Origin of the sequence: Paludibaculum fermentans, assembly GCF_015277775.1 — a bacterium.
Lineage (GTDB): Bacteria > Acidobacteriota > Terriglobia > Bryobacterales > Bryobacteraceae > Paludibaculum > Paludibaculum fermentans.
The window spans coordinates 3015833-3028123 of record NZ_CP063849.1; the positions used below are offsets into that span (position 1 = coordinate 3015833).

Consider the following 12291-nt stretch of genomic DNA (forward strand, 5'->3'; position numbering starts at 1 on the left):
TCAAGCATTGTGTGCCTAGCCGCGAAAGGCCGGCCCGCCTCCTTCTGGAACCGGGCCGGCCTTGATTTCTGGATGAGACCAGGCCGATTGGGCCGGGTCTCTGGCGGCTAGAAGTAGAACTTCAGGCCGAGCACGAGACGCCGCGAGAGGGCGGCGTTGGTGTAGCGGCCCAGGTTGGCATTGATCTGGTCACCAGCGGCGTTGAAGCGCGCAGTGGTGTCCATGCTGCTGTACTGGGTGTGATTGAAGGTGTTATAGCTCTCCATGCGGAACTGCATGCTGCGGCCTTCACGGGCGCCGAGCTTGAAGTTCTTGAAGAGGGAGATGTCCCAGTTGTTCAAACCGGGATTCGTGACGGTCGTCTTGGGGGCATTGCCGATGCCGTTGACGGAGTAGGCTGTGGTGGGTGGCTTGAAGGCATCCACGTTGAAGGCCTGGCCGGCGGGCGCCGATCCGTTGGGATTGCCAACCAGGACGACGCGGCTGTCAACACCATTGCCGGTCGCGCCGGTGAGATCTGCCGAGTAGGACAGACTGTAGCCGACGCCGGTGGGCGAGCCGGTATTGAACTGGCTGACACCCGAGAGTTCCCATCCGTTGAGAGCGATGCGGCTGAACTTGTTGTCCCAACTCTTGCTGAAGTCGGGCAGGTTGTAGGTATAGTTCAGCATCAGGGTATGACGGCGATCGAAGCCGGCAAGACCGTAGTTCCGCATGCGGTAGTTGAGAGTGGGGCTGAGAACGCCACCCTGGCCGTCCACGAGGTCGAGAGACTTCGACCAGGAGTAAGCCGTGTGGAAGGTGAAGCGATCAGAGAACCGCTTGGTGAGTTGCACCTGCATCGCGTTGTAGTTGCCGTAACCGGAGAACTCCAGGTAGTTAACGCTGGAGTAACCGAGATAGGGCCGCAGGAAGTTGGCGGGCAGCGCGGTGCCGGTGGTGGAGTCGATGCTGGACGCGAGCCGGTTGGTGCCGTACTGCGTGGCGTTCAGATCGCGGTAGACCAATAGATGCTTCTGCGTATTGCCGACGTAGGCCACATCGAGCACGGCGCCGAAGCCGATGCTTTGCTGGACGCCGAAGCTCCAGTTGTAGACGGCCGGCGGGCTGTAGCTGCGCTGGAAGCCGTAGACCGACGCGGGTCCAATGGTGGTGCCGGTGGTGGAAGAGGTGAGGTTGGCGAGCGTGGTGTAGTTCGCCGTTCCGGTGGTTACCAGCGGGGGCATCTGGACGAGTTGCAGAACCTGATCGTCGTTGAAACGATCGTAGAAGATGCCGAAACCGGAGCGAATGGCCGTCTTGCCATTGCCGAAGACATCCCAGGCGAGGCCGACGCGGGGCGCTGCCTGGATGGACGGCGAGTTGAGAACCTTTTCCTTGTATGTGGTCATGCCCTGATAGGGCGTGCCGGTAACTGGCGAGAATGCCCCGATCTTGACGGCCGGGTAGAGCGTGCCCGTGGAAGGATCGCGCGCCATGCGGGTCTTGGAAACGGGGTCGAGGTAGGGCGACAGGAGTGGCGGCTGATTCGCACTGCTGTAGACAGAAGAGTCGAAGATGGCCAGCGTGTCGTTGGCGCTGTAGCTGGGCTGGATGGAGTAGAAACGGACGCCGGCATCGATCGCCAGGCGGCGGTTCACCTTCCAGCTGTCCTGCACGTACCACTCCGCGTTGAAGAAGCGGCCGTGGGCGGAGGGATGGCCGCTAGCTTCAGAGTAGGAGTCGACGACGCCGAGAATCGCGTTGGAGTACGGATTGTTCGTGTCGTAGGGGTTGTTGGCGTCGCGGTCGAACGCCAGCGCGCCATTGAAGGAGGTGGAGCGGGCGGCGTTGCGCGTCGTGCGCTCGAGGTAAACACCCATTTTAAAGTTGTGCTTGCCCCAGATCTTCGACAGGTTGTCGGAATAGTTCCAGATGTTGTTTGTACCGAAGAAGGGATAGCGGCCCTCGATGGAGAGGGAGGCGGCGCCGGTGACGCCGGAGAACGTGGCGTTGGGGATGAGGTTCAGCGGGTTGGCCGCGGGATAGAACTGCCCGAGGGTAATGCCGATTTTGCTGCGCACGTTGGCGTTAAGGCGGTCCTGGGTGAGCGCGTCGACGGTCTGCTTGGCGCGGTTGACGCCGAAGGTGAACTCGTTGACCATGGTGGGACTGAAGGTGTGGATCAATGTCGCGACGGCGCCGGCGCTGTGGATCTCGTAGGAGATGGGCAGTTGGGGCCAGGCGTTGTTGCCACCGAGACCAACCGAGAGTCCGTACTCACCACGAACGGCCTGGAAGTCCTGAATCAGGCGGACGTAAAAGGTCGTGTTGGAGGTGATGTTGTAATCGGAGCGCAGAATGGAATCGCGGCGGGGCTGCTTGTTAACGCTAACGCCTGTCCAGTTATATGTATTGCTCGGCCCTTTTGTATTCGGCGTGGGGAAGAGACTAAGCAGCTTCTGCCCATTCGCGTCGATGCGGCTGGACGGGATGGTGTTGTTCGGGAACGCCGCGTTGTTGTTGTAAGGATCCCTGATTGCAATCAGTGTATTGTTGGTGTCGTAAGACTGTGAGAAGTCACCGTTGCGCTCGAGGGTGGTGGGGAAGGTCTGGGTCTGGGTGCTTGAGGGCGCCTGGATGGGCAGGAACTCCTGCGACCAGAAAAAGAAGAGCTTGTCGCGGTTCTTGTTGAAGTTCGTCCCGGGCAGAAGCACGGGCCCGCCCAGGGTGTAACCGGGGTAGTTGTAGCGATAGCGCGGACGAGGAAGCCCGCTCTTATTATTCAGCCACTCGTTGGCGTTTAGCGCTTCATTCCGCAGGAAATAATACGCGCTGCCATGAAAATCGTGGGTGCCGCTCTTGATCACGGTGAGGATGGTGGCGCCGGAACTGCGGCCATACTCGGCCTGATAGTTGCTGAGCAGGACTTTGACCTCGCCCACGGCGTCGATGCTGGGTGCGAGGTACGGCCCGGTGAGCGAGCCGGTATCCAAACTGGAAACACCATCCAGCGTCAGGTTGATGGAGCCTGCGCGGGTGCCGTTGATGTTGATGCCCGTGAGATCGTTCCAACCGGGAGACTCACGGTTGGCGGTGTCAATTACGCCAGGCAACAGTTTGGCCGTGCCCATGTAGGAGCGGCCCTTCAGAGGAAGTTCGGCCATCTGGCGCGCGGAGATAAGACCGGAGCGCTCCGCGCTCTCCGTCTGGAGGCGGGCCGCTTCCGCGGTGACAGTCACAGTATCTGTTAAAGCGCCCACTTCGAGGGAGATGGGCTGCAGATTCACGCGTTCGGTCGCCGTAATGGAGATCTTCGACTGTTCGTACTTTTTAAAGCCCTTCGCGTTGATCCGAAGGGAATATGTACCTGGAAGTAGTTCCGTAAAGAGGTAGTAGCCTTCCGCGGTCGACTGAGCCGTGCGGGTTTGGCCGGTTAGTGCGTTGGCGATGGTGACTTCGGCGTCGGCAACACTGCCTCCGCTTGCGTCAAGGATGGTTCCAGACAATTGACCCGTGAGTCCCTGACCCACGAGCGGTGCGGGCAGCGTGGCCGCGACAACAAACAGCGCAGCAGCCAGCAGCCCTGAGCGGTTAAATACGGGAAGTTTGGGTTTTTTCATTGTTAACTCCCAATGACGGCAGGCTTCCCAGCGAGTAAGCGAGCCCACACACACTTCGCTCCTTGGTCATTTGTGCGTTCGGGGGCTTACCCCTGTGAAGCATTCAGCTGCGGCGATATTATCACCCTAAATTGCGGGTGGCAATGGGGGGAGAATGCAAAGAAGTGTCAAGAGACTGACACAATAATCTATGCTAATACCTTACAAACTAGCCAAGTATATGAAATGACTAAGCAAGGGAGGCGAACGGCATTCCGGACACTTATCGATAGATACTACTCTTCGCGCAGCACGGCCGCTGGAGGGGTGGTGAGGGCGGCCCGGACGGCGATCCAAGTGGCGGCAGCCGAGGTGGTGCTGACGAGCAGGATCGAGGCCGCGATGGCGCCGGGATTCACCGCGGGCAACCCATAGACGAGGCTGCGAAAGAAGGGAGAAGCCGCCAGGAATGTGGCGGCGCCCAGAACGGCGCCGAAAAGGACGAAGAGCAGCGGCCGGGCGGAGAGCAGCCAGAGGATGTCGGCGGACTGGGCACCCAGAGCCATGCGAATGCCCACCTCGCGGCGAGCCTGGGCGACGGCGAAGGCCAAGGTGGCATAGATCCCCATGAGCACCAGGGCCATCGCCGCAATGCCAAAAGACGAAGACAGCCAGGCGAGGACGCGCTCGGCCCAAAGCGAATCGTCAACTTCAGCGCGCAGCGTGTGGATCTCGTAGAAGGGGAGCAGCGGCTCAAGTTCCGCGAGGGTACGACGAACCGGCTCAATGATCTCATCCGGCGCACTGAAAGTGCGCACGTGAAGCACAAACGAACCGCCGGTCTTCAGGGTGACTGGCGAAAAACCGTAGATTGTAGGCGGCACGGGTTCGCGCAACGAGCGATACTTGGCGTCGCTAACGACGCCGAGAATGCGCTTTTCCGGTTTGGCGACGATATCCAAACCCGTACCGAAGAGTTTGCCGATGGGATCCTGGCCGGGGAAGAAGCGGCGGGCAAAGACCTGGTTCACCACCACAGGCTGGGGAGACTTCTCGTTGATGTCGGACGGCTGATAGTCTCGTCCGGCGAGGATCTTCAGGCCAAGCGCATCGAAATAGCCTTCCGAGATACTGTTCAGGCTGGTATTGAGGAATTCAGAACGAGGCGCGCGGCGGCCGGCCGGGCTGACAGTCGTTTTGATGCCGGTGCCACGCATGAGGCCGCGGGAGGAGAAACCGGCGGCTTGAACTCCAGGAAGACGGCGCACGGCCTGCAGGAGCCTTGCGCGCAGCAGGCCGCCCTGCTCATCCGAGTAGCCGGCCATGGAGGGATCGAGGGTAAAAGTGACGATGCGCGCGGCGTCGAACCCGGGATGGATGCCGCGGAGGTTCTTCAGGGTCGCCGTCAGCAGTCCGGCACCACTGAGGAGCAGCGTGCAGAGAGCGGCCTGAACGATCACGAGGGCCCAGCGGAGGCGCTGGCGGCGGGTTGTCCGGACAGACCGCAGGGCGCCGATCAAATCCACCCCGGCGGACTGGACGGCCGCAGGCAAGGCAGCCATGAGGGCCGCAACAAGGCAAAGCGCCATTGAGAGGGCAAGCACAGGCGGAGACAAACGCAGATCGAGGGAGACCGTGAGAGTGGCCGCCGTGAGGTCGCGTAGCGGCGGCAAGACACGAGCGAGCAGCGGCGTGGCGAACAGGGAGAGCGCGAGTCCCGCCAGGCAACCCAGGCCGGTGAGCAGCAGGCTCTCGGTGAGCAGTTGCGCGGTAAGGCGGCGGCCGGTCGCACCGAGGGCAAGACGGACGGCGAATTCTCCACGCCTGGCATAGCTGGCGGCAAGGAGCAGACCGCCGGCATTCGCGCAGATGATGAGCAGCAGGGCGGCGACCCCACTCATGAGAATCAGCAACCCGCCCTTCAGCTTGGGGCGCAGCAGGGAGACACCAGTTTCGAGCGATTCCAGCCGCAGGGGCCGGTCGCGCCAGTAAGCAGGCTCACCGGTCCTGCCTGCCTCTTCCGCCAATGTCGCATCCAGAAGACTATAGGCCTCATCGCGAGCAGCAGCCGGCGAAACTCCGGCCTTCAGGCGCATGAAGAGGAGGAAGTCGAGTTTGCGGTAGGAGGCGTAGTCCGGATCGGTGGCGAGCACGGAGGCGGCGCGCAGCGGGACGCGGAGGTCGGGCGTCGTCTCCACCTGAATGCCATTGTCGTGCTCCCGAAGGACACCGACTACCGTAAATGGGTGCCGATTGATCGTAAGGGGGCGCCCGATGACGGAAGGGTCGGAGCCAAAATGGCTGCGCCAGAAGGGATAGCTGAGGACCACGGGTATTTCGGCGGCACCCTCAGCATCGTCGCGGGCATTCAGCATGCGCCCCAGCAACGGCGTGGTACCGAGGATCTCAAAGAAGTTTCCGGTGACCACGTGAGCGCGGACGCGGGCCGGGCCGATCGGGGTGCGGCAAGCGGTGTCGAGTTCGGCGTAGCCAGCCACCTGGGAGAAGCTGGCCGCCCGCTGCTGCAAGGCCTCGAGAACGGAGTAGGGCTGTTCGCTGCGCGGTCCCAGGTTGAGGACGTCCTGGGTGAGGATATACAGTCCCGAGGGATTCTGAACGGGCAGGGGGCGGAGGATGAGGGCGTGGACGAGGGCGAAGACGGTGCTGTTCAGGGCGATGCCCAGGGCCAGCAGGATGACGATGAGGGAGGAGAGGCCGAGCGAAGCGCGAATGCGCCGCATGGCCACCCTCAGGTCCAGTATGAAATTCGGGCCCAGGTGGCTCATGCGGCTATTTTACTGAGGAATTGCTACTCCTTGGGGAGCTTCTTATCGGCCTCGGCGATCTTCTTTAGAAGCGCGTCGGCATCTTTGTTGCCCTTCACCAGCCCCAGTGCCTGGGTGGCGGCGTCATAGGCTGCGTGCGTGAAGCGAGCGGGCTGATTCAGCTTCTTCGGGGCGAACATCTCGCCCACATTCCACAGCTGTTTGGCGGTCATGTAGAGGAACGCCTGGCCGGCGGCGGTGGCGGCACCGTCCTTGTAGGCGGCGCGGGCCTTCGCGGGGTCCTTGGGCGAGCCCAGCGCGATGCTGGCCTGGTTGGCGATTTCCCGGCGGACGACTTCCTGCTCGACGCTGACGATCTCAGCGGCGGGCACCATCAGGCCGGTGGTGATCTTCTTGTACTGGCCGGGCTCGGCGGCGGACGATTCGGGCATCTCGAAGACAAACTTGGCATCGGCCGCTTTGCTCTCGGCAACGTAGGCGCGGGCGAGTTCAACGAACTGCATGGCGGCGGCGGAAGCCTTGCCTTTGTACTCGTTGTTGTAGCGGCGGAAGGGCACCGCATCGCCGCGGGTTTTCTTGGTTCCCTCGGCAAACTTGTCGGCCAATTCCATGTAAGCGTTGGACATGCCACCGGTCATCACCATCGCCCAGGGGCGGGCCTGTTCGGTGAACTCACCCTTCTTTTCGGCGAGTTCAACCAGGACCCCGCTGACCTTGATGTATTCGCCCTTCTTGTAGGACTCCTTGGCCGAGTTCCACTTGAATGCGGGGCTCCCGGGCTTGGGCGGTTCGGGGCCCTTGTTCTCCGCGCAGCCCGCGAGGAACAAAGCCACGCCGCAGACCATCGCGATCTTCATCCTGCTACCAACTCGCATGTCCTTCATGACCTCCCAAATCACCTATACAGGTCTTCTACTCGGCAAAAGTATACAGTTATTGCGGGCCGGGGGGAACCCCGCAGGAAGAGACACTGAAGGCGGTCTGGGAGTCGAAGCGGAATCAGGCGGAGGAGCCTGGGCAATTCTCAGCTCATTCCGTCAGTTTTCCTCCATCTTTTCGCCCAGGGCGAACTCGTACTGGGCCCGCGCGCGGAAGTATTCATTGGTGGCCGCCACTTCGCGGAGGGCGGTGTCGAAGGTGGCCTGCTCCCTGAGATTCACCAGGAACAGCGTGCCTTCCCCGAGTTCGAAGCGCACCCGTTCCGCCGCCTCCAGTTCGCGGGCGACCGCCAACTCCTCCAGGAGCACCTTCGACTTCTGGTAAGCCGCCCGCAGGGCCGAGTGGGCGTCACGGACCTCAGCCACGATCTGGTCGCGGGTGAAGCGCTCGCGGAGGTCCAGTTGTTCCCATTTCGCCGTTGCCACGGATTCGCGGCCCTTGGCCGCTCTCCTTTGCAGCGGCAGGTCGAACGTCAGGGTCGCCGCCAGTTCATCCGTTCCGCGCCGGACGAGGCGCTCGCCGGATTCGCGCGTGTAGTTGACGCTGAAGTCCAGGCCCGGCAGCTTCTGGTTGCGAGCGAGCCTGCGGTCGATATCCAACTGGCCTTTCTGGACCTCGATGCGCTTGGCGTCGGGCCGCAGAAGCAGGGCGCGCTCGATGTCTTCGAGCAGGCGGTTCTCGCCCACCTCCACCGCGGCCGGGAAAGAGGGGGGCAACTGGTCCGGCTGGGGCAGCACAGGCTCACCTTTCTGGTTGCGCCAGAACAGGGAAAGCTCGATCGACGCCGCTTCCAGTCCTCTCTGGGCTTCAATCCAGAGGGCACGGCGCGTGAGGATGGCCCGCTGGTTGTCGGTGACGTCGATCTGCGGGATCTGGCCGAGACCTGCGGCTTCCTTCAGTTGTTTGTCGCGCTGTTCGGCGGCGAGCAGGACCTCGCGCGTGATGCGATAGCGGATGCCGACGGCAACCCAATCGTAGTAGCGCCGGGTGGCCAGTTGAATGATGGCCAGGCGCTGTTGAGCCACCCCAAGATCGGCGATGCGGCGGCCCAACCACGCCTTGCGCAGGTCGGCACGGCGGGCGTCGATGCCGCGGTCGCGCAGAAGCGGCATCTTCAGCCCCATCTTGTATTCGCCGGCCGAATCGGTCTGCAGCTTCCCGTCGTAGGTAGCGAAGGAGCCTCGTCCCAGGCCATATCCACCCTGCAGGCTCATGCCCTGAAACTCGAGCGGCTGCTCCACCCCCAGCCGATAGAGGTCGTTGCGGTAGTAAGTGAGGTAGTCGCCCTCGAAGCCGCCCTTCACATTCAGATCGAACTTGCCTTCGGCGATGGTCAGATCGCCGTCGGCAATAACGCGGTCCCGCAAGGCCGCGAGCAGCGGTGGATACTGGTCTGTCACTGATTGCAGGACATCCTCCAACCGCAGCCCACCGGACTGGGCGGGGAGGCTGCCCGCGGATGCGATTAATAGCACTAGCAAAGCCAGGCGCTTCACGGCTTTTTCTCCTTCGCTCCGGGCGCACCAGCTCCGGGCTCGTTCTCGGCAATGACCGGCGGGAAGCCGTTCAACCGGCGCCACAGCTCCCATCCCAGCGGCACCTGTCTCAGCAGCACCCAGCCTTTCGCCTGGACGCCCTGCCGCAGGTAATTCGCGGAGGGCCAGGGCTCATCGGCGGAATCCGGCGAGACGAGAATGCGGAACTTTCCCTCCTTGTTGCCGGTGGCATCCACCAGGCGGACACGCCCGCCGAAGGTACCGACGGCCACGGACGGCCAGCCGACGAACTGAATGGCGGGCCAGCCGTTGAACTGGAGGCGCACCGCATCGCCCGGCTGGACAAGCGGCAGGTCAACGCCGCTCAACCAGAGCTCGACGGTGGGCTCCTCGACGTCGGGGACGAACTGGGCCAGCGGCTCCCCGGCCTTGAAGACCAAGCTCTCGGGCTGGGCGAGGAGCCGCAGCACGGTTCCGTCGCGGGGAGCTACCAGCGTCTGTGTCTGCTGCCGCGCCACGCGGACGTCAATGCGCTGCAGTTCGGCGCGGATATTGGCGACCTCGCCGCGGGCGAGTTGCATGCTGGCGCGCTCGGCTTCAATCGCAGCATCGCCATCGGCGCGTACCTTGCGCAGGTCATCATCCAGGGCGCGCTTCTCGCTCTGCGCAGCACTCAGGGCGGCTTCCGCCCGGCGGACTTCCGCCTCAGCCGTGGCCGACTCCTGCCGGGCGAGTTCGAGCGACCGTTGACTGGCGAGCCCCGATTTGAGCAGCCCGCCGTGCCGGTCCAGGTTGAGCCTGGCGGCTGTCACTCGTTCCTGGGCCACAGTGAGGGCCTGGCGGGCCTGGCCGATACGTTCCTCGGCCATCGTCACCCGGTTTTGCGCGGCGGAGATCGCGCTGGTCCGGGACTCCTCCAACCTGCCGATGCGCAACAGGTGGGCCGAGACGCGGCCTTCCGCATTGCCCCGGCGGTCGTCCACCGCTGACCGCTCATTGCGGATGCGGTCGAGCATCTGCGTGTCGTTGTCGGCAAGCTCCACGATGACCGCGCCCTTCTTCACGCGGGAGCCTTCGCCCACGTGCCAGCGGAGGACGCGCCCCTCGACGGGGGCGCTCAAGACCTGGGTGCGCTCCAGCGGGCTGAAGGCGGATACCTGTCCGAGGCCGGAGACGCTTTGCTGCCACGGCGTGAACACCAAGGCCACGGCTGTCAGCAGGAACATCACAACGAGGATCGCGGCCAGGGTCCTCACAATACGAGGCGTGGCGACCAGTTCCATGGCAGCGAGTGAGTTCATCACGCCACCTCCGACACGATGTGTTCGCGCACATTCAGCTGGCGGCCGCAGCGTTCAGCGATTTCCGCGCTCTGGGTCACGGCTACGATTGTCCAGGGAGCGTCCTTCCGGAAGAGAAAGTCGAGCAGGTCTCTCCGCTGGGGCAGGTCGTCGAGACGATCCAGGCACTCGTCCAGGATCAGCAGCCTCGGCTGCTGGGCGATGGCGCGCGCGAGCTCCAGTTGAACCCGCTGCCCGTGGGATAGAGGGGCGCCACCGGTGGAGAGAGTCGTCTCCAGGCCCTTCGGGAAAGCGGTCACGCGCTCCAGCAGGCCTACCGCGTCGAGGACGCGGCGTGCTTCCAGGACAGGCAACTCTTCATTTCCGAGGCGCAGGTTCTCGAGTACGCTGCCTTCGAAGATTTCGGGCATTCGGACCAGCGCGACCTGCGAACGCAGATCGCCGAGGTGGATCTCCCGCAGGTCCAGTCCATCGATTTCGACACGCTGCGCATCCGCGGGCGCCATGCCGTAGAAGGTATCGACGAGGGTGCTCTTGCCCGAGCCGGTCTGCCCTGTCAGCGCGACACGTTCGCCGGCTGGGATCCGGATGCCGGCGATGCGCAACTCGGCCGGCTTGCCGGACTTTGGCAGTAACGCGCCGCCGGCACGCTCGACCGGCAGATCCGTCAGGTAGCCCAGTTTGTCCACGGCCGCCATCAGGTCGTAGAAGCTTTCCAGGTGCTTGCCGAATTTCGTGAAGCCGCTCACGACCAGCGCTACGACGATCTCGGCCGCGACCAGTTGCCCCAGGGTGAGTTGGCGTTGGATCACCAGCCAGCCGCCGACGCCCAGCAGCGCGGAACTGGCGATGGCCTGCAACATGAACGAGCCGGTCACCTGGCGCATTAGAATCCGGAAATGCGCGCTACGAAAACCCAGATACTGTACGACCAGGTCGTTCGTCCGGCCAATGGCGAGCGCCTCGCCGGCGCGTGTCTTGAAGCCCAGGGGATGGCGGGCCACCTCCTCCATCCAGGCAACCAGCGCGTATTTCGCTCCTGACTCTTTCATGCTGGTTGCCACCGCGCCCGCACCTACGGGAAACAGGATGAATCCGATGGCCGCCAGCAGCAGGACATCGAAGGCAAGCAGCCAGGGATGGTAGACGGCCAGCAGTACCATGCCGATGACGGACTGCATCAGGACGGACAGCCCGTCGATGAGGAGGCTGGCGCCGGCCTTTTGTACCGTGACGACGTCGAGGAACCGGTTGACCAGTTCAGGTCCATGGTGTGACTGCAGCGCGGCCGGGGACACGTGAACGAGCTTGCTGGTGACCTCTCCGGCCAGCCGCACAAAGACGCGGCGTTGAATCAACTCCACCACCCACATCCTTCCGGCATGCAAAACCACCGAGAAGCAGAGGGCGGCGAAGGCCAGCAGGGTGAGCACCACCAGGGGCTGGAGCAGGGTTCCAAAGGCGACTGTGTTCACCACGGCCTGCACGGCGACAGGCACGGCGAGGGAAATGAGTCCAATCGAGGCGGAATAGACTACCGTAACCCAGAGTTCCCGGGATTCCAGCCGGAGCATGGAGCGGAGCCGCTGAAAGGGCGGAGTCGTAGTTTGCAGTTGATGCATGAGGTTACGAGTGAATGATGCAACTCAATAGATCCTCGTTTCAAAATGTTCGCATGTTTGAACATATGGATCTATTGAAACTGTAGTACATCTGAAGAGGTAGTTGGAGGGACGGATCACCATGCCGGCAAGGTCGATGATCGCCAAAGAAATGGCTGAGTTTCTGGGAGTGCTGTCCCATCCGCAACGTGTGCGGATCGTGGTGGAACTGCGTGAAAAGGAACTGGATGTGAACTCGCTCCAGACCATTTTGGGGACCAGCCACTCGGCCGTTTCGCAGCATTTGGCGTTGCTGAGGGCGCATAGGATCGTGAAGGAGCGGCGAGACGGGCGGCATGTGAACTACAGCCTCCAGGACCCTGAGCTGGCGGCCTGGCTCCTGCAGGGACTGCGTTTTCTGGAGGAGAGCGCCCGGGTTGGTGACGAAGTCCTTGATGCGCTGGTCTCTGCTCGCCAGAGTTGGAGTGAGACAGACGAGAAGTAGAGGCCTGCGGAGTGGTGTGCCCGGTGTCGTCGCAAGTCCGCGATACAATAGTGTGCGGTGGGGTTAATTTTCCGTTCAATCA

At 62.8% G+C, this 12291-nt stretch carries 7 protein-coding genes; 1 reads left to right on the plus strand and 6 read right to left on the minus strand.

The window, feature by feature from the left end:
• Positions 1 to 107: 107 nt before the first annotated feature.
• The 6 genes from IRI77_RS11780 to IRI77_RS11805 all read right to left on the minus strand — a co-directional run bounded on the left by IRI77_RS11780 (position 108) and on the right by IRI77_RS11805 (position 11725).
• Complete coding sequence (locus IRI77_RS11780; protein ID WP_194452252.1) at positions 108 to 3602, minus strand: TonB-dependent receptor; 3495 nt, start codon at positions 3600 to 3602, stop codon at positions 108 to 110.
• A gap of 275 nt (positions 3603 to 3877) precedes the next feature.
• Positions 3878 to 6367 (minus strand): ADOP family duplicated permease, encoded by a 2490-nt coding sequence (locus IRI77_RS11785; RefSeq protein ID WP_194452253.1) that lies wholly within the window; start codon positions 6365 to 6367, stop codon positions 3878 to 3880.
• A gap of 23 nt (positions 6368 to 6390) precedes the next feature.
• Positions 6391 to 7251: a hypothetical protein gene (locus IRI77_RS11790; RefSeq protein ID WP_194452254.1), complete on the minus strand. Its 861-nt coding sequence runs from the start codon at positions 7249 to 7251 to the stop codon at positions 6391 to 6393.
• Positions 7252 to 7404: 153 nt separating this feature from the next.
• Positions 7405 to 8802: a TolC family protein gene (locus tag IRI77_RS11795; protein ID WP_194452255.1), complete on the minus strand. Its 1398-nt coding sequence runs from the start codon at positions 8800 to 8802 to the stop codon at positions 7405 to 7407.
• Complete coding sequence (locus IRI77_RS11800) at positions 8799 to 10103, minus strand: HlyD family secretion protein (RefSeq protein WP_194452256.1); 1305 nt, start codon at positions 10101 to 10103, stop codon at positions 8799 to 8801. Before IRI77_RS11800 ends, IRI77_RS11795 begins: the two co-directional genes overlap by 4 nt.
• Entirely contained in the window at positions 10103 to 11725 is a 1623-nt protein-coding gene (locus IRI77_RS11805; RefSeq protein WP_194452257.1) for a peptidase domain-containing ABC transporter, read from the minus strand. The genes IRI77_RS11800 and IRI77_RS11805 overlap by 1 nt, the downstream gene beginning before the upstream one ends.
• A gap of 151 nt (positions 11726 to 11876) precedes the next feature.
• On the opposite strand from IRI77_RS11805, the gene IRI77_RS11810 reads away from it, so the two are divergent.
• A complete protein-coding gene (locus IRI77_RS11810) occupies positions 11877 to 12209 on the plus strand; it encodes an ArsR/SmtB family transcription factor (RefSeq protein WP_228486698.1) in 333 nt (110 codons plus the stop codon).
• Positions 12210 to 12291 lie beyond the last annotated feature (82 nt).